This is a genomic window from Methylobacterium sp. Leaf99 (assembly GCF_001422375.1).
In the GTDB taxonomy this organism is placed as follows: domain Bacteria; phylum Pseudomonadota; class Alphaproteobacteria; order Rhizobiales; family Beijerinckiaceae; genus Methylobacterium.
In genome coordinates this window covers 474184-499745 of the sequence record NZ_LMMU01000007.1, presented here as the reverse complement: position 1 = coordinate 499745, position 25562 = coordinate 474184, and the positions used below count along the sequence as shown (strand labels likewise).

Below are 25562 nucleotides of genomic sequence, written 5' to 3'. Positions count from 1 at the left end.
GCCGAGACTCCATCCGCGGCGAGCGAGCGGATGGGGGTTCAGGCTCTTAAGCGCCCGTTAGCCCAGACCGAAGACAATGTCCGGACTGTGTGGCGTAAGGTGCCTCGCTCGCCGAACGGGCGGGGCGCCCCTCGGGTTTGGCGTATCCTTCGATGGGTCTGGGTGCCGGTATCGCGACTCGACGGCGTCGGCCCTGGGCCGGCCTCGCCGCAGCGTCGATCCTCGCCGGGCTCGTCCTGTGCGGTCCCGCCACCGCGGCCCGCCTGACGGCCGCCGCCGGGGTCCAGGCCGAGCGCTACGGCCGCATCACCCTGACCTTCGACACGGCCGTGACCGTGAAGGCACGCATCTCGGGGGCGGTCCTCGTCATCGCCTTCTCCGAGCGCAGCACGGCCTTCGCCGAGCGGCTCGCCGCGCAGATGCCCGACTACGTCTCGGTGGTCCGACGCGACCCCGATGGCACGGGCCTGCGCCTCGCCCTGCAGCGTCCGTATCGCATCAACGTGCAGAGTGCGGGCGAGACCACCTTCATCGATCTGCTGCCCCTCGATTGGTCCGGGCTGCCGCCGCCGCTGCCGCCGGAGGTGGTGGCCGAGTTGTTCGCCCGAACCCAGGCCGCCGAGGCTGCCCTGAGGGCCGCCCGGCCGAAGCCGCCCGAGCCCGCGCGCCTCTCCCTCGAACTCGCCCTGCGCCCCAACCTCGCACGCCTCAGCCTGCGCCTACCCGAATCCGCGACCGCACGATTCGAGCGCGACGGCGCGGCCACGCGACTCGACCTGCCCGGGGCCTGGCGGATCGACGACACCGCCACGCGCGGGCGCCTCAAGCCCGCCATCGCGGCCCTGTCCGTCGAGGAGGACGCGACCGGCGCGCGCCTCCTGGTGACCCCGGCCGAGGGCTACGAGATCAGGTCCGCCCGAGACGCGGACGGTGCCACCCTCGACGTGGTGCCGAGGGCGAGCGAGACCAAACCGGTCGAAGCGCGCGCTCCGGACGCGCCCGACGGTGCCAGGAAGACGGCGGGCGAGGCCGGGACCGGCCAGTCCGAGGCGAAGCCCATCGCACCGGCGGCGGTCAAACCGCCGGCATCGGCGTCGCATCCCGTGGTGATCCGCCCGGCCGGACCCGGATTGGTGTTTCCCTTCACGAAGATGCCGGCCGCGGCCCTGTTCGAGCGGGCCGGAATCGCCACCCTGGTGTTCGAGACGTCCGAATCCGTCACGATCCCGGCGGGCGATCCCGTCCTCTCGCCCTTGGGGTCCCCCGATCGGACGGGCGGCTTCGTCACGATACGCCTCCCCGTGCCGCGCGAGCGCCTCCTCGACCTCGTGCCGTCCGGCCCCGCCGACGCCCCCACGGGCTGGGAACTGGTGGCCGGGACCGATCTCTCCGCGAGCGAGCCCCTGTCGGCGACCCGGACGACCGGAGCGAACGGCCGTCTCGGCGTCGGCGTGAAACTGCCGAACCCCGGCGGGGCGACATGGCTCGACCTCGACGGCGAGCGCATCGCCGTCGTCACCGGATACGGCCCGAAGCCCGCCGGCATTCCCAAACGGCAGACATTCGTCGATTTCGAACTGCTGCCGAGCCGCCAGGGCGTCGCCGTCCTCGCACGGGCCGACGATCTGCTCGTGCGGCCCGATATCGACGGCGTCGCCATCGGGCGCGACGCCGGCATGGCGGTCTCCGGCGTCGCGCGCGCCGTGGACGTGCCGCTTGCCGGCATCGGCGACCTCGCCGTCGAGCGCGCGCCCTGGGAAGCGTCCCGCCGCGGCGACGTGCGTGATCTCCTGCGCCGTCAGCTCGAAGCCGTCACGGAGGCCTCCAGCGTCGCGCGCGGGCCCCTGCGCCTGACCCTGGCCAAGGGCTTCCTCGCCAATGGTCTGACCGTCGAGGCCTACGGCGTTCTCAAGGTGGCCGTGGCCGAGGACCCCGTCCTCGCCGCGCAGCGCGACGTGGCCCTCCTCGTCGCCATCGCCGCCGCCCGAATGGGGCACACCGCCGAAGCGCGGCACATCCTCGACGGCGACGGCCTCAAATCCGATCCCGAGGTACGCCTGTGGCAAGGGTACCTCGACACCCTGGCCGGGCGGTGGGGCAAGGCGGACGCCGCGTTCCGCGAGACGTCCGGTATCCTCGAGCGTTACCCAGACGACCTCCAGGTCCTCCTGCGCAGCGCCGCGGCGGAGGCGGCCATCGAGGCCGGCGACTGGGATTCGGCGAGCCGCCACCTCACCCTGGCGGGTGCGCGCTCGCCCGAAGCCTCCGAGCGCGACCGGCTCCTGCTGCTCCGCGCCCGCATCGATGAAGTGACGGGCCGGACCGTCGCCGCCCAGGAGAGCTACCGGCGCCTCACCGAGGCGGGCAGGGGTCCCGTAGCCGCCGATGCCGCCCTGCGGGCGGCGATCCTCGGCCATGCGTCGGGAAAACTGCCCCTCGCCGAGACCATCGATCGCATCGAGGCCCTGGCGCTCACCTGGCACGGCGACGAGATCGAGACGCGGGCCATCGCGGCCCTCGCCAACCTGTACAGGGACGCCGGCCGCTGGCGCCAGGCCTTCACCGCCGCGCGCCGGGCCGATGTCCTGCGCGGTCAGTCGCCCATCGCCCGCGCCCTGCACGATTCGGCCATGGCGCTGTTCGAGGAGCTCTACCTCGGCGAGCGCGGCGCGAACCTGTCCGGTGTCGAGGCCCTGGCGCTGTACTTCGACTTCAAGGATTTCGCGCCCATCGACCGACGCGGTGACGAGATCGTCCGTCGCCTGTCGGACCGCCTCGTGAAAATCGACCTGCTCGATTCCGCCGGCGATCTCCTGCAGCATCAGGTGGATCGCCGCCTGACCGGGCCGGCCCGCGCCGAGGTGGCCGCGCGTCTGGCCACCATCCGGCTCATGGACGAGAAGCCGCTCGCCGCGCTCCAGGTCCTCGACGCGACCTACCTGCCCGAACTGCCCGAGGACCTGCGCCGCGCCCGCGCGCTCCTGCGGGCCCGCGCCCTCTCCGACCTCTCGCGGACGGACCTCGCCCTGGAGACCATCGACGGCGAGCCCGGCGCCGACGCTGCGCGCCTGCGGGCCGACATCCTGTGGACCGGGCGGCGCTGGCGCGAGGCCGGCGAGGCGCACGAGACCCTGGTGGGCGATGCCTGGCGCCAGCGCGTGCCCCTGGACGACACCGCCCGCACGGACGTCCTGCGCGCCGCCATCGCGTATGGCCTGGCGAAAGAGACCCTCAGCCTGGAACGCCTTCGGGCGAAGTTCGCGAATCCCATGGCCGAGGGCGTCGACGCCCGCACCTTCGCGCTCCTGACCCAGCCCAACGCCGTGCGCACCACGGGATTCCGCGAGATCGCCCAGAAGGCCACCAGCGCCGAGACCCTGCGCTCGTTCCTCACGGAGTACCGCAAGCGCTATCCCGACAGCGCCGTGCCCGAGCGGGCCGGGCGCGACGGCGAGACCCGGGCCGACGCGGAGGGCGGCCCGGCGACGCCGCCCGGCTGAGGCTCAGGTGCCGTAGCTCTGCACCAGGGAGCCGGCCACCAGGGTCCAGCCGTCGACGAGGACGAAGAAGATCAGCTTGAACGGCAGGGCCACGGTGGCGGGCGGCACCATCATCATGCCCACCGCCATGAGGATCGAGGCCACCACGAGGTCGATGATCAGGAAGGGGATGAACAGCAGGAACCCGATCTCGAAGGCCCGGCGCAGCTCCGAGATCATGAAGGCCGGGGTGACGATCTCCAGGCCGATGGCTTCCGGCCCCGAGGGGGTGGGCACCTTGGCCATGTCGAGGAAAAGCTTGAGATCTTTCTCGCGGACGTTCTTCAGCATGAACGCCTTGAACGGGGCCGAGGCGCGCTCGAAGGCGACGCTCTGGGTGATCTGGCCGGCGATGAGGGGCTCGATCCCGGTGCGGTAGGCCTCCCGTCCGACGGGGGCCATGACGAAGGCCGTGAGGAACAGGGCGAGGCTCGTGACGACGGCGTTGGGCGGCGCGCTCTGGGTGCCGAGGGCCGAGCGCAGGATCGAGAACACCACCACGATCCGGGTGAACGAGGTCGCCATCACGAGGACGGAGGGCGCCAGCGCCAGGACCGTGATGAGCGCGACGAGCTGCAGCGCCCGCTCCGTGACGCCGCCGGCCCCGAGATCGACGGACAGGCTCTGGGCCGCGGCCCCGCCCGCCGCCAGGGTCAGGCCGAGGGCCGCGAGGATCGCACGAGCGGCGAGGCGCGGGAGGCGGAGCGGAGGACGAATCATCTGGTTTCCGACGGGGATAGCCTGGAGAATCGGGTGGGGCGATGCTCCAGGGCGAACCGTCTTCCGCCGGAAACCTGTCGGCGTGATGGCCGGGGATATGTCCGGAGCCGAGGGCCTCGGGTCAGTTCTTCTTGTCGAGGGGCCGGCCGAGGAGGCGGGCGAACTCGGCCTCGATCTCCTCGACGGAGAACGGATTGGGCGCCGGGTTCGGTCGGGCCGGACGGGCCGGCGCCGGGTCGGGCGGCGCCGGAATCGCGACGTCGGGCGCCGGTCCGTCCGGTGCAGGCGCGGACCGGTCCGCTTGGTTCATGGAACGGTCCACCGGGGGGGTGGAACGGTCCGCCTCGAACAGGTCGTCGGCCGGGACCGGGTCGGGGCCGGGCTCCTCCGCCGTCGCCGCCATGGCGGCGGCCATGGGATCGACCTGGTGATCGACATGAGAGTCCGCCTGCGAGTCGGCCTGCGAATCGACCTGAGAGGCGGCGGGCGCCGGCTCCTCCGGAACGGCGGTCGGGACCGGGGGCTCGACGAACGCCGGTTCGGCGGTCGCCACCTCGGCGACCGGAGCGACCTCGGGTTGCGGGGCCGTCTCGGCCAGCGAGGCCGGCGGCGGGGTCGGCACGGGGGCGGCCGAGGGGGCGACGGGGGCCGTCGCGGTCGGCTCGGGCGGCGGGGTCTCGGCCGGGGCGGGGCGGGCCGGCATCACCGCCGACGACGGACGGCGCACCGCCTCTTCGAGCTGGCGGGCCATGTCGGACAGGATCGCGGCGTCGAAGCTGCGCGCCGGCGCGGCCACAGGGTCCGCCAGCGGTCGGACCGTGGCCTCCCGAGCCGGAAATCCCGGAACCGGGGAAGCGGTGATGGGCGCCGCCTCGGGGCGGGGCTCCGGCGGGGCCTCCGGCGCCGAGGCTTCCTCGGCGGCGCGGGCGCGCTTGGCTGCGCCGGGGACGAGGTTGGCCAGGGACGGCGGCAGGCGCCGGGCCGGGCGCGACGGCGCGGCGGGCTCGGCCGGCGGGCGCGGGGGCACCGGCGCGTGGGACGACCGGGCGGCGGCGAAGTCGCGCGTCGCCTCGAAGTCCGGCTGCGGCTCGTAGATCTCCAGGGGGTCGGGGGCCCGCACCGGGTCGGTCCGATCGCCATCGGGCCCGGACAGGTCGAGGCGCCGGCCGACGCTCGCCGGCCGCGTCGTCGAGCCGGGCAGGGGCGGGGCCACCACCACGGGCATCTCGAAGGCGGGCTCGAAGGCCGGCTGGAACCGCGGCGGCTCGAGGGATTCGGCCGGCTCCGCCTCGGGCTCCGGCCGGGCCGCCTCGTCGGTGCCGAGGCGGGCGCCGACGCCGCGCGAGATGTTGCGCTCGATGACGACGTCGTTGGGGCCGCCGACGAGGAGCAGGTGCTCGACGTTGTCCCGGCGCAGCAGGATGAGCTGGCGCTGCCGGTCGAGCTCGTAGATGTCGACGATCCCGAGGCGCGGCTGGCGGCCGCGGGCCCCGAGCTTCGAGGACAGGACGTGGCCCCGTCCGGTCAGGCGGCGGAAGGCGAACACCACGGCCGCCAGCACCGCGAAGATGACGAGGAAGATGATCGCGAACTGGATCGTCGAGGAACCGTCTGAACTGAAGAACGAAGGCAAGACCGGGGTCTCTCGCTTTTAGGGGCCACCGGCCCGACGCAACGCTGATCTCAGCACTATCACGCCCCGGCCGGCCAGGGGCAATAACGTTAAGACTTCGTTAACAGCTCCTTGACGGGCGAGCGCAACGGCCGGTGCAGGCCGGATCTTAACGCGACGTTAACCATGGAGGCGGCAGATTTTGCCCATCGCCCGGCACATCCGACCGGGTGCGGGGTCTGGAGCCGCACCGTGTCCGTCACCGACCTGCCCATCCTCGGCATGCTGCGCACCCGGATGCAGTGGCACCAGACCCGCCAGAAGCTCCTGGCCGAGAACGTCGCCAACGCCGACATGCCGGGCTTCAAGCCCCGCGATCTGGCGAACCCCGATCTCGGTCGCGGCGCCGGCGCGGGTGCGGGCGCCGGCATGGGAGGGGCGGCGAGCTTCGGCGCCATGGCGCTGGCCCAGCCCGTGGAGGCGTCGGGCTCCGGCCTCGCCGTGACGAGCCCGTCCCACATCGCCCTGGCCCAGGCGGGGGAGGGGCCGGGCGCCGATCCGCGCCGGGTCAAGGGCTTCGAGATCCGCCCGAGCGGCAACGGCGTGAACCTGGAGGAGGAGATGATGAAGGCCGGCGACAACCAGGCCGACTATCAGCTCGCCTCGTCCATGTACCAGAAGAGCCTCGAGACCCTGAAGATCGCCATCGGCAAGCGCTGACCCGCGCCCCCCCGCGGATCGTCGCCCGAACCATCGAGAGCGCCATGGACTTCCTCAAATCCCTCACCACCGCCGCCTCGGGCCTCAAGGCCCAGTCGAGCCGCATGCGGGTCATCGCCGAGAACATCGCCAACGCCGAATCGGCCCCGACCACGCCGGGCGGCGACCCCTATCGCCGCAAGATCCCGACCTTCACCCAGCAGGTCGACCGCGAGACCGGGGCGACCCTGGTCGAGACCGGTCGGGTCCGCCGCGATTCCTCCCCGTTTCGGGTCAAGCACGATCCGGGCAACCCGGCCGCCAACGCCAAGGGCGACGTGAGCCTGCCCAACGTCAACGGGCTCATCGAGAACATGGACATGCGCGAGGCCCAGCGCTCCTACGAGGCCAACCTCAACATGGTCACCGCCACCCGCCGGATGGTGGCCAAGACCCTCGAGATCCTCAAGGCCTGATCCGCCTCCGCACCCCTTGCCCACAAGACCCCGCGCCCGAAAGACCCTCCGCCATGGCCACCAACGCCTTCGCCGCCGGCGCCTACGCCGCGATCCAGAACATCGGCGCTAAGGGCGCCATGGCGAAGGCGGCGCCCGTCGCCAACCCGCAGGGCATCAACTTCGGCTCGCTCCTGTCCTCCACCCTCGATTCCGTCGGTGCCGCGGGCCAGCGGGCCGATGCCCAGGCCCTGGCGGTGGCGGGCGGCAAGGCCAACGTCGTCGACGTGGTCACGGCGGTGGCCGAGAGCGAGACCGCCCTCCAGACCATGGTGGCCGTGCGCGACCGCATGATCTCGGCCTACGAGGAAATCATGCGGATGCAGATCTAGTTTTTTGGCATTGCGCGTTGCGCCTTCCGCTTCCCTCCCACCGGCATGGTCGGGGTGACACACGCGCTCGCCGACTGCCTTCGCAAGCCCCGATGGGTCGGCGTAAAGCGCGAAAGGCCCCCTCTCCTGGAAGGAGAGGGTTGGGGTGAGGTGTGGGACATCTCCGAAAGGTTCGCACACCTCACCCTGTCCCTCTCCTTCCAGGAGAGGGGACCCGCGCTACCCGCGGGAGACGTCAAAACGGTCGCCCTCGGCGGAGGGAAGGCATCCATGATCCCTCGGACACGAGAATCGAAAACAGCATGACCGGCCTCGCCATCATCGACGTCGCGCGCGACGGGATCTTCGTGTTCCTCAAGGTGGCGGGGCCGATCATGCTCGTCGCCCTCGTGGTCGGCCTCGTGATCTCCCTGCTCCAGGCCCTGACCCAGATCCAGGAACAGACCCTGATCTACGTGCCCAAGATCGTCGCCGTGTTCGCCACCCTGCTGTTCATGCTGCCCTTCATGGGCGACGCCATGGGCGGCTACATGACCCGCATCGCCGCCCGCATCGTCGCCGGCGGGTGAAGCCTGCTATGACGGGGCATGAACCTGCTCCTGCCCGGCATCGCGGCGGCCTTCCTGCTCACCTTCGCCCGGGTCGGCACCCTGGTGATGCTGATGCCGGGCGTCGGCGAGCAGCTGGTGTCGCCGCGCCTGCGGCTGGCCTTCGCCCTGCTGCTGTCCCTCGTACTGTTTCCCGTGGTGCGCCCCCTACTGCCGATGCAGGGCGGGGCCATCGCCGGGCCGGGACTCATCGCGCTGCTGTTCGGCGAGGTGCTGGTCGGCCTGATGCTCGGGCTCACCGTCCGGATGGTGCTGGCCGCCCTGCAGGTCGCCGGCGTGGTGGTGTCGCAGCAGCTCGGCCTGTCCTACGCCATGACCGTGGACCCGACGCAGGGCGGCCAGCAGACCGCCATCGGCAACTTCCTGGCCCTGCTCGGCGTCACCCTGATCGTGGCCACCGACCTGCACCACGTCGCCCTCTACGCCATCGGCCGCAGCTACGTGCTGCTGCCGCCCGACGGGGTGCCGGGCCTCGGCGAGGCCGCGACCCTCGCCCTCAAGGCCGTCGCGCGGGGCTTCGCCCTCGGGGTGCAGATTGCGGCGCCGTTCATCGCCTTCGGCATCCTGTTCAACGTCGGCCTCGGCGTGCTGGCCCGGCTGATGCCGCAGATGCAGGTGTTCTTCGTCGCCGTGCCGGCCTCGGTCCTCATCGGCATGCTGGTCCTGCTCGGGAGTCTCGGCGTGATGATGGGCGTGTTTCTCGACGATATCGGCCGCTACCTCTCGGATCTGGCCGGGCGGTGACGGGGCTTGTGTTTCCGCCCCTGGCAATGGGCTTCGTCGATCGGGCGGGCAGCACGGCTCCCTTTCCTTCCAGGAGAGCGAGCCCGTCGCGGGCCATGCCGGACGACGGTTCCCCGTGGATTGCGCGGGCGGCCCGTCGTGCCCGCGCGAACCCGCCAATCCATCGCGAAACGGTCTGAGCCATGTCCGAGGGCGCGGAGCAGGAAGACAAGACCGAGGACCCGACCCCGCGGCGCATCGAGAAGGCCATCGAGCAGGGCAACGTCCCCAACTCCATCGAGATCAACACGTTCTTCATCCTGGCGGCCTTCACCCTCGCGCTGGTGATGGCGTCGGGGTCCATCGCCCGCGACCTCGTGGCCGGCATGCGCGGCTTCCTCATGAACGCCCACGCGGTCCCGTCGGACCCGCACGTCTATGCCGCCATGGGCCTGCGCACGATGATGATCTACGCCCAGGCCCTGGCCGTCCCCATCGGCCTCGTGGTGGTGGCGGGCCTCGCCGCCGGCCTGATCCAGCACCCCCTGGTGTTCTCCACCGAGGCCATCGGCCTGAAATGGGAGCGGGTCTCGCCCATGGCCGGCGCCAAGCGCATCTTCGGCATGGAGGCCCTGTTCCAGTTCATCAAGGGCCTGGCCAAGCTCGCCATGGTGGGCATCGTCGGCGGCACCATCCTGTGGGGCGAGCGCGACCGCCTCGAAGTGTTCGTCCGCCTCGATCCGTCGGCGACCCTCGCGGCGATCCTGTCCCTGTGCCTGAAGCTCATGGGCGGCATGCTGGCGGTGTTCGTCGCCATTGCCCTCGGCGACGCCGTCTATCAGCGCTTCAAGTGGCGCCAGAAGCTGCGCATGTCCAAGGAGGAGATGAAGCAGGAGCACAAGGAGAGCGACGGCAACCCCGAGGTGAAGGGCCGGATGAAGCAGATCCGCGCCCAGCGGGTGAAGAAGCGCATGATGGCCGCCGTGCCCACCGCCACCGTCATCGTCACGAACCCGACCCACTACGCCGTGGCCCTGCGCTACGAGGCCGGGATGCAGGCGCCGATCTGCGTCGCCAAGGGCGTCGATTCCCTCGCGCTGCGCATCCGCGCCATCGCCAAGGAGCACGACGTGCCGGTGCTGGAGAACCCGCCGCTGGCCCGCGCCCTCCACGCCACCGTCGACATCGACGAGGAAATCCCCGCCGAGCATTACCGCGCGGTGGCCGAGGTCATCGGCTTCGTCATGCGCCTGCGGCGCCGGGCGGCGTAGGACGAACGCCACGGTTTATGCACCTCTTTCACCGTAATCTTTCGAAAGCCGTGGCGGGATGACCCTTGCCGCACGGGCGGGCCGGGCGCTAACCGGGTGTCACAAGACAGGTGGATCGACCCGGGATGGCTGAGTTCAGCGGACCAACCAAGGCCGCGCCGAACGCGATCGACCGGTCCGAGCGGCCCGGCCGCGTCGGGCTGCTCCTCGTTCTCGCCGGACTCCTCGTCGGCGCCGCCGTCGGCCTGTCCTTCGTCGCCAACGAGCAGGCCCAGCCGCTGATCCTCGGCCTCCTGGCGCTGCTGGCCATGGCGGGCGTGTTCTGCCTGTTCGCCCTGGCCATCGGCGCCCTTCAGCTCGCCGGCCAGACCGGGCGCGACGACATCACCAAGGCCATCGTCGACGCCTCGCCCGAGGGCACCATCGTGGTGGAGGAGGGCGGCCGGCTCATCTACGCCAACGAGGCCTACCTGCGCATCGCCGGCGGCGAGACCTTCGCCAACCTGCGCCCCGTGGAGCGGGTCTTCGTCGGCTCGCCGGAGGTGTCGGAGGCCGTGTACCGCCTGGCCCAGGCCGCCCGCGAGGGGCTCGGCCACGGCGAGGAGATCCGCATGGCGCCGCCCCCCGACGGGGCCGGCGACCGGGCCTTCGCCTGGTACCGCATCGCCGTGCGGCCCATCGACCGGCCGCGCCGGTCCGCCGCCCTGTGGAGCGTCTCCGACATCACCCACGAGCGCGAGCGCCAGGAGAACGTCTTCCAGGAGCTCCAGCACGCCATCGACTACCTCGACCACGCGCCGGCGGGCTTCCTCTCCATCGATCCGGCCGGGTCCGTCGTCTACATGAACGCGACGCTGGCGGCTTGGCTCGGCTACGACCTCGCCACCGTGGGCTCCGGCGGCCTGCGCCTGCCCGAGATCGCGCCCGGCGCCGACGTGCTCACGGCCACGGGCGGCCTGCCCGGGGAGGTCCGCACCGACCGGTTCGACCTCGATCTGCGCCGCCGCAACGGCCATCCGCTCCCGGCCCGGCTCTACCACCGCGTCGCCTTCGGCCAGGACGGCCGGCCCGGCCCGTCGCGCACCATCGTCCTCAACCGCTCGGCCGGGGCCGAGACCGATGAGCCCCAGCGCGCCGCGGAGGTGCGCCTCGCCCGCTTCCTCAACAACAGCCCCATCGCCATCGCCACCGTGGATCACGGCGGCCACATCGCCCGGGCCAACGCCTCGTTCGCGCGCCTGTTCGGCGGCACCCCGCGCCAGGCCATGCCGGACGGCCAGGGGAGCCTGGAGGCCGAACCCACGGTCTGCGACGCCCTGGTCGAGCGCGACCGCGCCGCCCTGGAGACGGCGCTTGCCAAGGCCGCCGAGGGCCTCGCCGCCATCGAGCCCATCGAGGTGATGCTGACGGGGCCCGGCAACCGCTCGGCCCGGGTCTGGCTCAGCCCGGCCGGCGTCGAGGGCGCCGCCGAGGGCGGCCGCCCGGACGAATCCGGCGACCGCGAGCGGGTGATCCTCTACGCCCTCGACACCACCGCCCAGCGCCAGCTCGAGCAGCAGGTGGCCCAGGCCCAGAAGATGGACACGGTGGGCCAGCTCGCCGGCGGCATCGCCCACGACTTCAACAACGTCCTGCAGGCGATCATCGGCTACTCGGACCTGCTGCTGGCGAGCCACCGGCCCACGGACCCGGCCTTCCAGGACATCATGCAGATCAAGCAGAACGCCAACCGGGCCGCCAGCCTGGTGCGGCAGCTGCTGGCCTTCTCCCGCCGCCAGACCCTGCGGCCCGAGGTGATGAGCGTCGGCGAGGCCCTGTCCGACCTCACCCTGCTGCTGAAGCGGCTGCTCGGCGAGCGCGTCGACCTCGACCTCAAGCACGGGCGCGAGATCTGGCCGATCAAGGCCGACGTGAACCAGTTCGAGCAGGTCATCGTCAACCTCGCCGTCAACGCCCGCGACGCCATGCCGGAGGGCGGGCGCCTGCTCATCCGCACGGCCAACGTGGTCCACGACGCCACCCCGGCGGAGGCCCGCCTCGGCATGCCGGCCGGCGACCACGTCCTCATCGAGGTCAGCGACACCGGCCAGGGCATCCCGCCCGACGTCATGGAGAAGATCTTCGAGCCGTTCTTCACCACCAAGGAGATCGGCAAGGGCACCGGCCTCGGCCTCTCGACGGTGTTCGGCATCGTCAAGCAGAGCGGCGGCACCATCGACGTGCGCTCGACGGTGGGCGAGGGCACCACCTTCCGCATCTACTTCCCGCGCCACGAGCCGGTGGCGGAGCCGGAGCCCGCGCCGGACCTCGTGGCGGGCAACACCACGGCGGAGGTCGCCGCCAAGCGCCTCAAGGGCACGCCCGAACTCGCCGGCCCGTCCCCGCGCAAGCCGGCGCCCGACCACACCGGCCAGGGCGTCATCCTCCTCGTGGAGGACGAGGACCCCGTGCGCGCCGTCAACAGCCGCGCCCTGTCGGCCCGCGGCTACACGGTGCTGGAGGCGGCGTCGGGCCTCGACGCCCTCAAGATCATCGAGGACAAGACGCAGGTCATCGACCTCGTCGTCTCCGACGTGGTGATGCCCGAGATGGACGGGCCGACGCTGCTCCGCGAACTGCGCAAGCACCACCCCGACCTCAAGGTGATCTTCGTCTCCGGCTACGCCGAGGATGCCTTCCGCAAAAACCTCCCCGACGGCGAGGACTTCAACTTCCTGCCCAAGCCCTTCAGCCTGAAGCAGCTCGTCGAGACGGTGAAGGAGACCATCGCCCGCTGATCTTTTGCGGGGCTTTTTGCCGGCGTTCGCGGGAATCCGTGGGCGCCGGCCTTGCACAATGAGAACAAAACAGGTACATCAATCGTCATCCAGGGCGCATTGAGCCTTGCTCCCACCCCATGCATAAGGATGCCGACGAATGGCCCAGCCCGCGCTGAAAGTTGTGGACGCTCCCATGGTGGACAAGGACAAGGCGAAGGCGATCGACGCCGCGCTGTCGCAGATCGAGCGGGCCTTCGGCAAAGGCTCGATCATGCGGCTCGGCAAGAACGCCCAGGTGGCTGAGGTGGAGGTGGTCTCCACCGGGTCCCTGGGCCTCGACATCGCGCTCGGGGTCGGCGGCCTGCCGCGCGGCCGCGTCATCGAGATCTACGGGCCGGAATCCTCGGGCAAGACCACGCTGGCGCTGCACACCATCGCCGAGGCCCAGAAGAAGGGCGGCGTCTGCGCCTTCGTCGACGCCGAGCACGCCCTCGACCCGATCTACGCCCGCAAGCTCGGGGTCCAGCTCGACGACCTGCTGATCTCGCAGCCCGACACCGGCGAGCAGGCGCTGGAGATCACCGACACCCTGGTGCGCTCGGGTGCCATCGACGTCCTCGTGGTCGATTCCGTGGCGGCGCTGACGCCCCGCGCCGAGATCGAGGGCGAGATGGGCGACAGCCAGCCCGGCCTCCAGGCCCGGCTCATGAGCCAGGCCCTGCGCAAGCTCACGGGCTCGATCTCGCGCTCCAAGTGCATGGTCATCTTCATCAACCAGATCCGCATGAAGATCGGCGTCATGTACGGCTCGCCGGAGACGACGACGGGCGGCAACGCCCTGAAGTTCTACGCCTCCGTGCGCCTCGACATCCGCCGGATCTCGACCCTGAAGGACCGCGACGAGGCCATCGGCAACCAGGTCCGCGTCAAGGTGGTGAAGAACAAGGTCGCCCCGCCGTTCAAGCAGGTCGAGTTCGACATCATGTTCGGCGAGGGCGTGTCGAAGGTCGGCGAGCTCATCGACCTCGGGGTCAAGGCCGGCATCGTCGAGAAGTCGGGCGCCTGGTTCTCCTACAACAGCCAGCGCCTCGGCCAGGGCCGCGAGAACTCCAAGGGCTTTTTGCGCGACAACCCGGACATCGCCACCAAGATCGAGGCCGCGATCCGCCAGAATTCCGGCGTCCTGGCCGACAAGATCCTCGACACGGCCAAGCCCACCGAGGACGATCTGGACGAGGGCGAGGCCTGAGTTCCTGCCGCATGTCGCTTGAATGAGAAAAGCCGCCGGGTCCGTGACCCGGCGGCTTTTTGTTTGTTCAGACCTCAACGACCTGCAGTGGCGTCCGACCTCACGTTCATTGCCCGGCGCCCAGACGATAAGCCTTGATCGAACGCGACGATCATTACATCATCATACTCATGTAATGAGGGGCTGAGATGGCGACCACCTTGAACGTCCGCAATCCGCGGGCCCACGAACTCGCCCGGGAACTCGCCCAGCGCCGCAGGACCGGCATCACCGAGGTCGTGATTCAGGCCCTCGAGCATGAACTCGAGCGCGAGCGTTCCACCACCCCGCTCGCCCATCGCCTCACGGCCCTCGCGGATCGCGCACGGTCCAAGGCAGGCCCGAATCCACGTCCCGTCACGGAGGCGGATCGCGACGCCCTTTGGGAGCGCTGAGTGTTCATCGACACATCGGCGTTCGTGGCCATCTTCTGCGGCGAGTCCGATGCCGACATCCTGGCCACCTGTATCGAGCGCGCCGAGCGACGCTGCACCTCGCCGATGGTGCGCCTCGAAACCTGCATGGTCCTGGCGACCCGCCTCGATCGCGACCCCGTCGAGGTCCAGGCGGATTTCGATGCGTTCCTCACGGAAGCCGGCATCACCGTCCTGCCCATCGACGACGGCATCGGCCGAGGCGCCGTCGAAGCGTTCCGGCGCTACGGCAAGGGCCGCGGCCACCCCGCGCAGCTCAATCTCGCCGATTGTCTCTCCTATGCCTGCGCCCGCGCCGCACGGGCCCCGATCCTCTTCAAGGGACGAGATTTTACCCACACGGACCTGACGAGCGCGCTGTAATCGGCAGCATGGCACCTCCGACGACCGGCGACACTGTCCGAGACAGCACGGGTTTCCCCCCCTTGTGGGAGGGCGATCGCAGATGGCATTTGGGGACCGTTTGACGTCCCGCAACGCTGTGTCATCCCGGGGCCGCGCAGCGGAACCCGGGAACCAGAACCACCGGTTTTGCAAGGTTTTGCGCTTTCGGCGGTTCTGGATTCCGGGTTCGCCTGCGGCGCCCCGGAATGACACCGGTGGTCATCTGCGATCGCCCTGCCCTTGTGGGGAGGATTAGGGGTGGGGGTGGCTCCGCCAGCCTCCGCAGGTGACGGGCTCGCTCCCGCGATCCCTTCGTGGGCGCTGAGGGTCTCCCAACCCCCCCCACCTCCCACTCCTCCCCACAAGGGGGGGCCGCATCGCGCTGCGATGGGTGGGGATTACCCGTCGCGGGACGGAACCCGCACCCCTCGCGAAACCGCCCGTAATCGTCCGCGAAGCCTCAGCGCGACGCGAACTCCGCGTAGGCGTCGTCCCTGGCCAGCCGCAGGAGGTTCTGGCCGTAGGCGGTCTTGGCGAACAGGTTGCCGCGGGCGATGAGCTGTTCCTTGTCGATGAAGCCCTGGAGGTAGGCGATCTCCTCGAGGCAGGCGACCTGCAGGCCCTGGCGGTGCTGCAGGGTGCGGACGAACTCGGCCGCCTCCAGCAGGCTGTCGTGGGTGCCGGTGTCGAGCCAGGCGTAGCCGCGCGACATCCGCTCGACGTGGAGCTGGCCGCGTTCGAGGTAGGCCTGGTTGACGCTCGTGATTTCGAGCTCGCCCCGCGGCGACGGAGTGACGGCGGCGGCGATGTCGAGGACCTGGTTGTCGTAGAAGTACAGGCCGGTCACCGCCCACGGGCTCTCGGGCTCCGGCGGCTTCTCCACGAGGCGTAAGGGGCGCCCGGCCTTGTCGAGGGTGACGACGCCGTAGGCCGCCGGATTGTCGACGTGGTAGGCGAACACCGTGGCGCCGCTCGTGCGGGTCCGGGCGCGGGCGAGGAGTTCGCTCATGCCGTTGCCGAAGAACAGGTTGTCGCCGAGCACCAGGGCGACGTCGTCGGTCCCGACGAAGTCGCGGCCGATGACGAAGGCCTGGGCCAGACCCTCGGGGCGCGGCTGGATCGCGTAGGAGAAGCGCAGGCCGAACTGCTCGCCGGTGCCGAACAGGCGCTTGTAGTTGTCGAGGTGTTCGGGACTGGAGATGATCAGGATCTCGCGGATGCCGGCGAGCATCAGCACCGAGACCGGATAGTAGATCATCGGCTTGTCGTAGACCGGCAGCAGCTGCTTGTTGATCGACAGGGTGGCCGGGTGCAGGCGCGTGCCCGATCCGCCGGCAAGGACGATGCCCTTCATGCCCGGGTCTCCGTGTTCTGGGTGGACGGCCCGACGAGCCGGTCGAGGATGTCGTCGAGGGCGGCTTCCCAGGGGCGCGGCGCGATCCCGTAGGCCGCCGTCAGGCTCGCCGTCGACAGCCGGGAATTGGCCGGGCGCCGGGCCGGGGTCGGATAGGCGCTGGTCGGGATACCGGTGACGGGGATCGCGCGGCCGCCGCGGGCGGCGGAGCCCGCCACGATGGCTTCGGCAAAGCCGCGCCACGTGGTAGAGCCGGCATTGACGCAGTGGAAGGTGCCGGTGGGCGCATCGGCGTCCGACGCGAGTCGCAGGGCGATGGCGGCGCAGGCCTCGGCCAGATCCGTCGCCGAGGTCGGGCAGCCGTGCTGGTCGTCGACCACGGTGAGCGCGTCGCGCTCGGCCGCGAGGCGCAGCATGGTCTTCACGAAGTTGCCCCGGTGCGGGCTCACCACCCAGGCCGTGCGGAGAATCGCGTGGCGCGGGTTGGCCGTGCGCACCGCCATCTCGCCCGCCGCCTTGCTGGCGCCGTAGACGCTGCGCGGGTTCACGGGGGCGTCGGGGGCGTAGTCGCCCGCCTCGTCGCCGGAAAAGACGTAATCCGTCGAGACGTGAACGAGGGGAATCTTTCGTAAGTGCGTGGCGGCGGCGAGGATCGCCGGGGCGAGGGCGTTGAGGCGCCAGGCCGCGACCACGTCGGATTCGGCCTTGTCCACGGCGGTGTAGGCCGCCGTGTTGATCACGGCCGCGTAGGGCTTGGCGTCGAGGGCGCGGGCCACGGCCTCGGCGTCGGTGATGTCGAGGGCCGCGCGGTCCGGCGCATCGACCCGCACGCCGTCGGGCCAGGCATGGGCCCGCAGCTCGGTGCCGACCTGGCCGGCGCCGCCGAGGATCAGGATATCCATTCAGGACGTCTTCGCGGCGGATGATTGCGTCGCAGACGCCGGCGCGGCGCCGAGGCCGAGGCGCTCGCCGGTGTAGCGGCCCTCGCGGATCGGGCGCCACCACGCCTCGTTGTCGAGGTACCAGCGCACGGTCTCTTCCAGTGCCGTCTCGAAGTTCTTCGTCGGCGCCCAATCGACCTCGGCTTCCGCCTTCGACGGGTCGATGGCGTAGCGGCGGTCGTGGCCCGGCCGGTCGGCCACGTAGGTGATGAGGCGGTCGTGCGGCGCGTGCTCGGGGCGCAGGCGGTCGAAGGCGGCGCACAGCCCCTTCACCACCGCGAGGTTGTTGCGCACGGAGCGGCCGCCGAGCAGGTAGGTCTCGCCGAGGCGCCCGTTGGTCAGCACCGCGACGAGGCCGCGCGCGTGGTCCTCCACGTGGATCCAGTCGCGCTCGTTGAGACCGTCGCCGTAGACGGGCAGGTTCCTGCCCTCCAGGGCGTTGAGGATCATCAGCGGGATGAGTTTTTCGGGGAAGTGGCGCGGGCCGTAGTTGTTCGAGCAGTTGGTGATCAGCACCGGCAGGCCGTAGGTCTCGTGCCACGCCCGCGCCAGGTGATCCGACGCCGCCTTCGAGGCCGAGTAGGGCGAGCGCGGGTCGTAGCGGCTCTCCTCGGTGAAGAACCCGTCGGGCGGGAGCGAGCCGTAGACCTCGTCCGTGGAGACGTGGAGGAAGCGGAAGGCGGATTTCGCCGCGCCCTGGAGCGTATCCCAATAGGTCCGGGCGCCGTCGAGCATCACCTGGGTGCCGACCACGTTGGTGCGGATGAACGCGCCCGGATCGGTGATGGAGCGGTCGACGTGGCTCTCGGCGGCGAGATGCATCACGGCGTCGGGCTGGAACTCGGCGTAGAGGGCGTGGACCGCCTGCGGGTCGCAGATGTCGGCCTCGGCGAAGCGATGGCGCGGGTCCTCGGCCAGGGGCTGCAGGGAGATGGGATTGGCCGCATAGGTCAGGGCGTCGAGGGTCAGGACGTCGTGGCCCAGATCCTGAACCAGATGCAGGACGAGGGCGGAGCCGATGAAGCCGCAGCCGCCGGTGACCAGGATGCGCATGGGATGGAACGCTCTCTCGCGGAGTCGGATCGGGCTGGGCCCGGTTTCAGAACATCTCAGAACAGGGGCGGAAGCTCGGCCAGCCGCGGTGCGATCCTGTCCTTGGCCGACAAGTGCGCGTCGGCCTCGCCCACGGGCCAGTCGATGCCGAGATCGGGATCGTTCCAGAGAAGGCCGCCGTCGTGCTCCGGACTGTAGATCCCGCCCGCGACCTTGTAGGCCACCATGGTGTCGGGCACGAGGGTACAGAAACCATGCCCGAATCCGATCGGAACATACAGCTGCTCACTGTTCTGGGCATCGAGCCGGACGGCCACGTGCCGGCCGTAGGTCGGCGATTCGCGGCGCAGATCCACGGCGACGTCGAGGATGGCGCCGGAAAGGACGCGGATGAGCTTGGCCTGGGCCATGGGGCGACGCTGGAAATGCAGTCCGCGCACGGTGCCTTGCGGCGCGGAGAAGGACTGGTTGTCCTGGATGAAGACGTCGTCGATGCCGCCCGCGGCCAGGACATCGGCCCGGTAGGTTTCCGAGAACCAGCCCCGCTCGTCCCCGAAGCGCTTGGGAACGACGCGCTTGACCGCGGCGATCTCCGTTTCGATCACCCGCATGGTGAATGCCTTCCGCAAAATCGAACCGTCCTAGGCCGGGGTTCGCGCCGGGTTGTCAAGGCTGGGACAGGACTTGAGCGGTTTCGCGGCGCGCTTGCCGAGGGCGTCGGGCCCGCGCTATGCCGCCCGCCCGCGCAGGGCGTTTCAAGGGAGATCGCACGATGACGACGACGAACCGGACGGCCTGCGCCTGGGCGGGCGCCGTTTTTCTCGGCCTCGCCGGGTCCGCCGCGGCCCAGACGACGCCCGACGCCAGCGGCCTGTGGCTGACGGAGACCGGCGGCTCCCGGGTCCGCATCGCCCGCTGCGGCGCGGGCTATTGCGGCACCCTCGCCAGCGTGTCCGGCCCCGGCCTCGACACCCAGAACCCCGACGCCGCCCTGCGGGGCCGCAGCCTCGTCGGCGTCCGGATCATGACCGCCGACCGCGCCAAGGGGGACGGCTTCGAGGGCGCGCTCTACAACCCCAAGGACGGCAAGACCTACGCCGGCAGCCTGACCCTCAAGGGCGCGGACGTGGTCGAGGTCTCCGGCTGCGTCATGAGCGTGTTCTGCAAGACCCAGACGTGGAAGCGGGTGAACTGAACCGCCGCGGGTCGCGGGGCAGGGGGCCGTCGCGGGGACGGGCGGTGTCCCGCCGGTCCGCGTTTCGTGCGTCGCGGTGCCTCCGCGACGCCCCCGCACCGGCCTACAGGAAGACCGTGCTGCCGACGGGAATGGACCTCAGGGGGCCCGGACGGGCACGGTCGGGGCCGCGGGCCCGCACCGTGCGGTTTCGGCCGCCGGCCTTGGCGGCGTAGAGGGCCGCGTCGGCCCGGCCGTAGAGGTCCGCGGCCTCCGCGTCGCCATCGCCCGCGGACGCCGGACCGCCCGTCGCGGCCAGGCCGATGCTCACCGTGACGGCGTCGGTCCCGGCGGTCCCGGCCGCGAGCCCCGGAATCCGGGCATCGAGTCCGGCGATCCGGGCGTGCACGGCCTCGGCGATGCGGAGGGCCGAGGCTTCGTCGGTCTCGGGCAGGAGCAGGGCGAATTCCTCGCCGCCGACCCGGCTCACGAGGTCGTTGGGGCGATGCACGCTTTGCGCGAGGCCCTGCGCCAGACCCTTCAGCACCGCGTCGCCGACGGCGTGGCCGTAGCGGTCGTTGTAGCGCTTGAAGTGGTCGGCATCGACGATGAGGAGCGCCAGGGGCCGGCCCGTGCGGCGGGCGCTCTTCCAGGTCCGCTGGAAGACCTCGTCGAACCGGCGGCGGTTCGGCAGCCCGGTGAGGGCGTCCGTGTACGACAGGTGGGCGAGTTCGGCTTGCATCGCCGCCCGCCGGTTCAGCTCGCGCCCGAACAGCAGCGACAGGCCCATGGTCAGCCCGCACAGGGCCAGGACCGTCGCGCCGAGGACGAGGGCCTTGGCCCGCCACTGCGCCTCGATATCCCCCGTCGCCAGGGCGACGTTGAGCACGAGCGGCAGGTCGCCGACCTGGGTGAAGGCGTAGTGGCGCTCGATCCCGTCCCGGACCGAGGTGCCGACGAACGTGCCGCTGCGCGCGGCGAGGAACCGCCGGAAGGTCGGGGCGCCGGCGATGTTCACGCCGATGTCCGTCGCCTCGTAGGGATAGCGCATGACGCGGGTGCCGTCGCGCAGGTAGAGGTTGATCGCGCCGTCGCGGCCGAGGCCGATCCGGTCGAACAGGTGCGCGAAGTAGCTGAGCTTCAGGCTGCCCAGCACCACGCCCCCGAACGTGCCGTCCGGTTTGGCGACGCGCCGGCTGAACGGCAGCATCGGCTCGCCGGTGAGGCGCGAGACGATGGGCGCGCCGACGAACAGGCCGAGGTCGGTCCGGTCGCGGTGGACCCGGAAGTATTCCCGGTCGGCGTAGCTGCCCTTGCGCGGCGGCACGGCGCCGATGTCCTCGGTGACCTGGCCGTTCTCGTCGATGACGAGCATCACGCCCATGTCCCGCGCGGTGGCGGCGCGGTCGAACAGGACGAGCTGGCGCAGGGCGGGGTCGAGGGCCCCGAGGCCGGGCGCGTGGAGGTTCTCGACGACGGCCCGGAGCGAGAGGTCGAACATCTCGGCGTTGCGGGCGATGTCGCGCTCGATGACCTGCAGCAGGTTGCGCGACGTCTGCTCGGCCTTGTCCCAGGCATCGCGGCGCAGGTCGAGCAGCATCAGACCGGACACGGCCAGCATCCCGAGGGGCGCCAGGATGCCGAGGACGATCCAGGTGCGCGCCGAGTGAACGTGACGCGCGAGGCGCGGCGGGAGGACCATCGGCGAGCGTTCCGGGCTTCGTCGTCGTGACCCGATGTTTGGCATGCCGAAACCTAATGGCACGCTAAAGCGCGCTCCACCGGACCGCCGCCCCGGTTTTCCCGCAGAACGTGTCGTCATCGGGCACGGTCAGGCCCGATGGTTTTATCATTTGATGTTTGGCGGCTCCCCCCGCGATACGGATTTCGACTTTCGCCGGACGCCGCGCGGGCCTCCGGATACCATCCTGGCCTCGCTCGATCCGGGACGATTCAGGCGGATACGGACTCGGCCGGCCTCCGCGCGGGGGTCCCCATCGCCGAGGCGGCCGCGGGGTAGCCGGGCGGCTGCGCCGGGCATCAGCGCGCGGTCCGGCTCGGCCCCGCGACCGCGCCGACCGCAGCGTCGATCACCGTGCCTGAGAGCCCGGCCCCCCTGAAAGAGACCAGGGAGTCGGTCTCCCTGTGGCGGGTCATTCACGGTGGGATCATGCACCGGTGGGATCATGCCGAGCCATCGCGTACCCGGCCCCTCACCGGAGCCCGGTCGCCCGACGCCCCGTTCCGCGGCGCGATCTCGCGACGGAAGGCGTTAAGAGCCGGCCACGGCCGCCCGGATCGCGTCCAGGGCCGCCTGCGCCCCCGTGCCCTCCGGGCCGCCGGCCTGGGCCATGTCGCGGCGGCCGCCGCCGCCCTTGCCGCCGAGGTGGCCCGCGCCCGCCCGCACCAGGGCGACGGCGTCGAAGCGCTCGGTGAGGTCGGGGGTGACGCCGACGACGAGGCCGGCCTTGCCGTCCGGCGCGACGCCGACCAGGGCGACGATGCCGGAGCCGATGCGGGACTTGCCCTCGTCGGCGAGACTCTTGAGGTCGCGCATCTCGACGCCCTCGACCACGCGGGCCATGAGCTTGACGCCGCCGACCTCGGCGACCTCGTCGCCGCCCGAGCCGGCCCCGCCCATGGCGAGTTTTTTCCGCGCGTCCGTGAGTTCGCGCTCCAGGCGGCGGCGGTCCTCGATGAGGCCGGACAGGCGCTCGGGCACGTCCGCCGGGGCGGCTTTAAGCAGGCCGGCGATCTGCGCCAGGGTCCGGGCCTCCTCGGCGCGGAAGCGCCGCGCCGAATCCGCCGTCAGGGCCTCGATGCGGCGCACGCCGGCGCCGACGGCGCTCTCGCCCACCACGGAGACCTGGCCGATCTCGCCCGTGCGGGCCGCGTGGGTTCCGCCGCACAACTCCACCGAGAACGCCTTGCCGCTGCCCTCTCCGGGCAGGCCCATGGAGACGACGCGGACCTCGTCGCCGTACTTCTCGCCGAACAGGGCGCGGGCGCCCGACGCTACGGCCTCGTCCTGGGCCATGAGCTTCGTCACCACCGGGGTGTTCTGCAGCAGCACGGCGTTGGCGATGTCCTCGACGGCGCGGATCTCGGCCTCGTCGAGGGGCTTGGGGTGGCTGAAATCGAAGCGCAGGCGCTCGGCCGAGACCAGGGAGCCCTTCTGGGCGACGTGGTCGCCGAGCACCTGGCGCAGGGCCTCGTGCAGGAGGTGGGTCGCCGAGTGGTTGGCCCGGATGGCGGCGCGGCGGCCGCCCTCGACGGCGAGCTCGACGGCCTGGTTCAGGGACAGCCGGCCTTCGTCCACGGTGACGTGGTGGACGAAGAGGTCGCCGAGCTTCTTCTCCGTCGCGGTCACCCGCGCCTTGAGGCCGGCGGCCGTCAGCGTCCCGGTGTCGCCGACCTGACCGCCGGATTCGGCGTAGAACGGCGTCTGGTTGACCAGCGCGAGGCCGGTCTGGCCGGCCTCCAGGGTCTCGACCTCGGCGCCGTCGCGCAGGAGCGCCGTGACGATGCCCTCGGCGGCCTCCGTCTCGTAGCCCAAAAATTCCGTGGCGCCGGTGCGCTCCTTGAGGCCGTACCACACGGTCTCGGTGGCGGCCTCGCCGGAGCCGGTCCAGGCCGCCCGCGCCGCCTTGCGCTGGCGCTCCATGGCGGCCCCGAACGCGTCGGTGTCGACGCCGATGCCCCGCGCCTTGAGGGCGTCTTGGGTCAGGTCGAGGGGGAAGCCGTAGGTGTCGTAGAGGGTGAACGCCGTCTCGCCCGACAGGTTCTGGCCTTGCGCGAGGGTTCGGGTCTCGGCGTCGAGGATGGCGAGCCCCCGTTCCAGGGTGCGGCGGAACCGGGTCTCCTCGAGGCGCAGGGTCTCGCCGATGAGGGCTTCGGCGCGGGTGAGCTCGGGGTAGGCCTGGCCCATCTCGCGCACCAGGGTCGGGACGAGGCGGTACATCACCGGCTCGCGGGACCCGAGCAGTTCGAGGTGGCGCATGGCCCGGCGCATGATCCGGCGCAGGACGTAGCCGCGGCCCTCGTTGCCCGGCAGCACGCCGTCGGCCACGAGGAAGGACGCGGCGCGCAAATGGTCGGCGATGACCCGGTAGGAGGCGACGGTGCCGGGTTCGGGCGGGCGGCCGACGGCATGGCTGACGGCGTCGATGAGGGCGCGGAACAGGTCCGTGTCGTAGTTGCTCGTCACCCCCTGGAGGATGGCGGCCATGCGCTCCAGGCCCATGCCGGTGTCGATGGAGGGGCGCGGCAGGGCGAGGCGGTTGCCCGGCTCCACCTGCTCGTACTGCATGAACACGAGGTTCCAGAATTCGAGGAAGCGGTCGCCGTCCTCGTCGGGGGAACCGGGCGGCCCGCCCTGCAGGCCCGGCCCCTGGTCGATGAAGATCTCCGAGCACGGGCCGCACGGGCCGGTGTCGCCCATCTGCCAGAAGTTGTCCGACGTGCCGATGCGGATGATCCTGTCGTCGGAGAAGCCGGCGATCTTCTTCCACAGCGTCGCGGCCTCGTCGTCGTCGGCATAGACCGTCACCAGCAGGCGGTCCTTCGACAGGCCGAACTCCTTGGTGATCAAATCCCAAGCGAGTTCGATGGCCTGCGGCTTGAAGTAGTCGCCGAAGGAGAAGTTGCCGAGCATCTCGAAGAAGGTGTGGTGGCGGGCGGTGTAGCCGACATTGTCGAGGTCGTTGTGCTTGCCGCCGGCGCGGACGCATTTCTGCGCCGTGGTGGCGCGGTCGTAGGGCCGCTTCTCGACGCCGGTGAAGACGTTCTTGAACTGCACCATGCCGGCATTGGTGAACATCAGCGTCGGGTCGTTGCGCGGCACCAGCGACGAGGACGGCAGCACCGTGTGGCCCGCCGCTGCGAAGTAGTCGAGGAAGGTCGACCGGATCTCGTTGACGCCGCTCATCGCTGTAATGACTCTGTCGGTTGGCCCTGCCGGGTCGGTGCGGGCCGCCCCGAAGGCCGGAGCGCCCGCGCAACGGCTCGCCGCAAGGCGAGCCGACCGCGCAGGCGTCTCATACGGAGGGTTCCGGCTCAAGTCACGGGCGGTTTCACGTTTCGCACCGGCGGGTGCCCCTCGTCGGCGCAATGCTTTAGGGACGGGAGATCACCGTTCACGAAGGACACACCGCACACATGCCCGTCGAAATCCGCCTCCTCGCCTGGTCCTGCTTCCTCGGCCTCGTCCACATCATCGCCGCCTCCTACAGCGGCCTGCAGCAGCGGGGCGGGTTCACCTGGGCCGCCGGCAACCGCGAGGGCAGGACGCCCGAGGTGACCGGGGCCGCGTCGCGCCTGGAGAAGGCCTCGAAGAACTTCTTCGAGACGTTCCCGATCTTCGCCGCCCTGGTGCTGGCCTGCGTCGCCACCGGCCGCCACAACACCGCGGTGGTGCTGGGCTCCTACCTCTACTTCTTCGGCCGCCTCGCCTACCTGCCGGTCTACGGCCTCGGAATCCCCAAGGTCCGGTCGATCCTCTGGGGCGTCTCCGTGGTCGGCATCCTGCTCGTGCTGTGGGGCCTGTTCGTCAAGATCCTGCCGTACTGAGTGTCCCTCACGAAACTCCCGCGGCCCCGTCGTGCCCAGGGCGAGAACCGGCGGGGCCGGGCGTTTAGCAAGGCACTCTGACATCCGATGACGGGCTGTCCCTCGCGGGACGGCCCCGCCCGTGTGAGACGGCCGAAAGGCCTCTGACCCCAACCCCCTCCGTCCAGGCTACGACATTCACACATCTCGCGGGATGCTCGGGTCCCCTCTCCTGGAAGGAGAGGGACAGGGTGAGGTGTGGGACTTATCCGGAGAGTTCACACACCTCACCCCAACCCTCTCCTTCCAGGAGAGGGAGCCCCGGTGCGCCTCCCGCCCGCATCCGGATGCCTGCCGCTGCATGGAATCGGCCCATTCGCACTTGTGTGAATCCGGTAGCCTTTCAGGAGAGGGTGATCGCGGACGAGGGTCGCGGTCTGAAGCCGCCGCCGAATGGCGTCGTCGAAGCAGCGCCCCCCGTGCGCATCCCCTCGCCCCGCCTGCGGGGAGAGGGACGCGTCTCCCCCCTGTCGGGGAGCGCGTCGAGGCGGCAGCCGAAGGTGAGGGGGCGAATCCGGAAGAGGCTCCTCCGACGCAGCCCCCTCACCT

General features: G+C 70.9%; 21 protein-coding genes. 13 read left to right on the top strand and 8 right to left on the bottom strand.

Annotated elements, in window-relative coordinates:
- Positions 1–152: 152 nt before the first annotated feature.
- Positions 153–3500: a hypothetical protein gene (locus ASF28_RS13195; protein WP_056094172.1), complete on the top strand. Its 3348-nt coding sequence runs from the start codon at positions 153–155 to the stop codon at positions 3498–3500.
- Between the two features lie 3 nt (positions 3501–3503).
- Here the strand turns inward: ASF28_RS13195 and fliP are convergent, their stop codons facing one another.
- Both fliP and ASF28_RS13185 read right to left on the bottom strand, forming a co-directional pair.
- A complete protein-coding gene (fliP, locus tag ASF28_RS13190; RefSeq protein ID WP_056093126.1) occupies positions 3504–4259 on the bottom strand; it encodes a flagellar type III secretion system pore protein FliP in 756 nt (251 codons plus the stop codon).
- A 121-nt stretch (positions 4260–4380) separates the two neighbouring features.
- Positions 4381–5892 (bottom strand): hypothetical protein, encoded by a 1512-nt coding sequence (locus ASF28_RS13185; protein ID WP_056093123.1) that lies wholly within the window; start codon positions 5890–5892, stop codon positions 4381–4383.
- A gap of 231 nt (positions 5893–6123) precedes the next feature.
- On the opposite strand from ASF28_RS13185, the gene flgB reads away from it, so the two are divergent.
- The 10 genes from flgB to ASF28_RS13135 all read left to right on the top strand — a co-directional run bounded on the left by flgB (position 6124) and on the right by ASF28_RS13135 (position 14863).
- The gene (gene flgB, locus ASF28_RS13180) at positions 6124–6591 is read left to right on the top strand and encodes a flagellar basal body rod protein FlgB (protein WP_056093120.1); all 468 of its coding nucleotides are present in this window, start codon (positions 6124–6126) and stop codon (positions 6589–6591) included.
- 44 nt (positions 6592–6635) lie between these two features.
- Positions 6636–7046: a flagellar basal body rod protein FlgC gene (gene flgC, locus ASF28_RS13175; protein WP_056093117.1), complete on the top strand. Its 411-nt coding sequence runs from the start codon at positions 6636–6638 to the stop codon at positions 7044–7046.
- A 53-nt stretch (positions 7047–7099) separates the two neighbouring features.
- Positions 7100–7417 carry a flagellar hook-basal body complex protein FliE gene (gene fliE / locus ASF28_RS13170; protein WP_056093115.1) on the top strand — a complete coding sequence of 106 codons (318 nt, stop codon included), beginning with the start codon at positions 7100–7102 and terminating at the stop codon, positions 7415–7417.
- A gap of 302 nt (positions 7418–7719) precedes the next feature.
- Positions 7720–7986, top strand: a complete 267-nt coding sequence (gene fliQ, locus ASF28_RS13165; protein ID WP_056093112.1) for a flagellar biosynthesis protein FliQ — start codon at positions 7720–7722, stop codon at positions 7984–7986.
- Positions 7987–8004: 18 nt separating this feature from the next.
- On the top strand, positions 8005–8769 hold the full coding sequence (gene fliR / locus ASF28_RS13160; RefSeq protein WP_056093109.1) for a flagellar biosynthetic protein FliR: 765 nt from the start codon (positions 8005–8007) through the stop codon (positions 8767–8769).
- Positions 8770–8951: 182 nt separating this feature from the next.
- Entirely contained in the window at positions 8952–10019 is a 1068-nt protein-coding gene (gene flhB / locus ASF28_RS13155; protein WP_056093104.1) for a flagellar biosynthesis protein FlhB, read from the top strand.
- 125 nt (positions 10020–10144) lie between these two features.
- Positions 10145–12796 (top strand): cell cycle histidine kinase CckA, encoded by a 2652-nt coding sequence (cckA, locus tag ASF28_RS13150; protein WP_056093102.1) that lies wholly within the window; start codon positions 10145–10147, stop codon positions 12794–12796.
- Between the two features lie 139 nt (positions 12797–12935).
- Positions 12936–14027, top strand: a complete 1092-nt coding sequence (gene recA, locus ASF28_RS13145; RefSeq protein ID WP_056093099.1) for a recombinase RecA — start codon at positions 12936–12938, stop codon at positions 14025–14027.
- A 188-nt stretch (positions 14028–14215) separates the two neighbouring features.
- The gene (locus ASF28_RS13140) at positions 14216–14461 is read left to right on the top strand and encodes a type II toxin-antitoxin system VapB family antitoxin (RefSeq protein WP_056093097.1); all 246 of its coding nucleotides are present in this window, start codon (positions 14216–14218) and stop codon (positions 14459–14461) included.
- Positions 14462–14863 carry a type II toxin-antitoxin system VapC family toxin gene (locus ASF28_RS13135; protein ID WP_056093094.1) on the top strand — a complete coding sequence of 134 codons (402 nt, stop codon included), beginning with the start codon at positions 14462–14464 and terminating at the stop codon, positions 14861–14863.
- Positions 14864–15344: 481 nt separating this feature from the next.
- Here ASF28_RS13135 and rfbA read toward each other — a convergent pair whose 3' ends face one another.
- Genes rfbA through rfbC form a run of 4 tightly spaced genes read right to left on the bottom strand, consistent with a single transcriptional unit; the run spans position 15345 to position 18843 of the window.
- A complete protein-coding gene (rfbA, locus tag ASF28_RS13130; protein WP_056093092.1) occupies positions 15345–16238 on the bottom strand; it encodes a glucose-1-phosphate thymidylyltransferase RfbA in 894 nt (297 codons plus the stop codon).
- Positions 16235–17140 (bottom strand): dTDP-4-dehydrorhamnose reductase, encoded by a 906-nt coding sequence (gene rfbD, locus ASF28_RS13125; protein ID WP_056093090.1) that lies wholly within the window; start codon positions 17138–17140, stop codon positions 16235–16237. The genes rfbA and rfbD overlap by 4 nt, the downstream gene beginning before the upstream one ends.
- Positions 17141–18232 (bottom strand): dTDP-glucose 4,6-dehydratase, encoded by a 1092-nt coding sequence (rfbB, locus tag ASF28_RS13120; RefSeq protein WP_056093087.1) that lies wholly within the window; start codon positions 18230–18232, stop codon positions 17141–17143.
- Between the two features lie 56 nt (positions 18233–18288).
- Complete coding sequence (rfbC, locus tag ASF28_RS13115) at positions 18289–18843, bottom strand: dTDP-4-dehydrorhamnose 3,5-epimerase (protein ID WP_056093084.1); 555 nt, start codon at positions 18841–18843, stop codon at positions 18289–18291.
- 161 nt (positions 18844–19004) lie between these two features.
- Here rfbC and ASF28_RS13110 point away from each other — a divergent pair, with 161 nt between their 5' ends.
- Complete coding sequence (locus ASF28_RS13110) at positions 19005–19427, top strand: DUF2147 domain-containing protein (protein WP_056093081.1); 423 nt, start codon at positions 19005–19007, stop codon at positions 19425–19427.
- Between the two features lie 103 nt (positions 19428–19530).
- Here the strand turns inward: ASF28_RS13110 and ASF28_RS13105 are convergent, their stop codons facing one another.
- Together ASF28_RS13105 and alaS are read right to left on the bottom strand one after the other, a co-directional pair.
- On the bottom strand, positions 19531–21108 hold the full coding sequence (locus ASF28_RS13105) for a sensor domain-containing diguanylate cyclase (protein WP_056093078.1): 1578 nt from the start codon (positions 21106–21108) through the stop codon (positions 19531–19533).
- Between the two features lie 570 nt (positions 21109–21678).
- The gene (alaS, locus tag ASF28_RS13100; protein WP_056093076.1) at positions 21679–24333 is read right to left on the bottom strand and encodes an alanine--tRNA ligase; all 2655 of its coding nucleotides are present in this window, start codon (positions 24331–24333) and stop codon (positions 21679–21681) included.
- Positions 24334–24563: 230 nt separating this feature from the next.
- Here alaS and ASF28_RS13095 point away from each other — a divergent pair, with 230 nt between their 5' ends.
- Positions 24564–24974 carry an MAPEG family protein gene (locus ASF28_RS13095; RefSeq protein ID WP_056093073.1) on the top strand — a complete coding sequence of 137 codons (411 nt, stop codon included), beginning with the start codon at positions 24564–24566 and terminating at the stop codon, positions 24972–24974.
- Positions 24975–25562: the final 588 nt, after the last annotated feature.

Coding starts and splice junctions, on each gene's coding strand:
- ASF28_RS13195 (WP_056094172.1), top strand. CDS start 153: ATGGGTCTGGGTGCCGGTATCGCGACTCGACGGCGTCGGCCCTGGGCC.
- fliP (WP_056093126.1), bottom strand. CDS start 4,259: ATGATTCGTCCTCCGCTCCGCCTCCCGCGCCTCGCCGCTCGTGCGATC.
- flgC (WP_056093117.1), top strand. CDS start 6,636: ATGGACTTCCTCAAATCCCTCACCACCGCCGCCTCGGGCCTCAAGGCC.
- fliE (WP_056093115.1), top strand. CDS start 7,100: ATGGCCACCAACGCCTTCGCCGCCGGCGCCTACGCCGCGATCCAGAAC.
- fliQ (WP_056093112.1), top strand. CDS start 7,720: ATGACCGGCCTCGCCATCATCGACGTCGCGCGCGACGGGATCTTCGTG.
- fliR (WP_056093109.1), top strand. CDS start 8,005: ATGAACCTGCTCCTGCCCGGCATCGCGGCGGCCTTCCTGCTCACCTTC.
- flhB (WP_056093104.1), top strand. CDS start 8,952: ATGTCCGAGGGCGCGGAGCAGGAAGACAAGACCGAGGACCCGACCCCG.
- cckA (WP_056093102.1), top strand. CDS start 10,145: ATGGCTGAGTTCAGCGGACCAACCAAGGCCGCGCCGAACGCGATCGAC.
- recA (WP_056093099.1), top strand. CDS start 12,936: ATGGCCCAGCCCGCGCTGAAAGTTGTGGACGCTCCCATGGTGGACAAG.
- ASF28_RS13140 (WP_056093097.1), top strand. CDS start 14,216: ATGGCGACCACCTTGAACGTCCGCAATCCGCGGGCCCACGAACTCGCC.
- rfbA (WP_056093092.1), bottom strand. CDS start 16,238: ATGAAGGGCATCGTCCTTGCCGGCGGATCGGGCACGCGCCTGCACCCG.
- rfbD (WP_056093090.1), bottom strand. CDS start 17,140: ATGGATATCCTGATCCTCGGCGGCGCCGGCCAGGTCGGCACCGAGCTG.
- rfbB (WP_056093087.1), bottom strand. CDS start 18,232: ATGCGCATCCTGGTCACCGGCGGCTGCGGCTTCATCGGCTCCGCCCTC.
- rfbC (WP_056093084.1), bottom strand. CDS start 18,843: ATGCGGGTGATCGAAACGGAGATCGCCGCGGTCAAGCGCGTCGTTCCC.
- ASF28_RS13110 (WP_056093081.1), top strand. CDS start 19,005: ATGACGACGACGAACCGGACGGCCTGCGCCTGGGCGGGCGCCGTTTTT.
- ASF28_RS13105 (WP_056093078.1), bottom strand. CDS start 21,108: ATGGTCCTCCCGCCGCGCCTCGCGCGTCACGTTCACTCGGCGCGCACC.
- alaS (WP_056093076.1), bottom strand. CDS start 24,333: ATGAGCGGCGTCAACGAGATCCGGTCGACCTTCCTCGACTACTTCGCA.
- ASF28_RS13095 (WP_056093073.1), top strand. CDS start 24,564: ATGCCCGTCGAAATCCGCCTCCTCGCCTGGTCCTGCTTCCTCGGCCTC.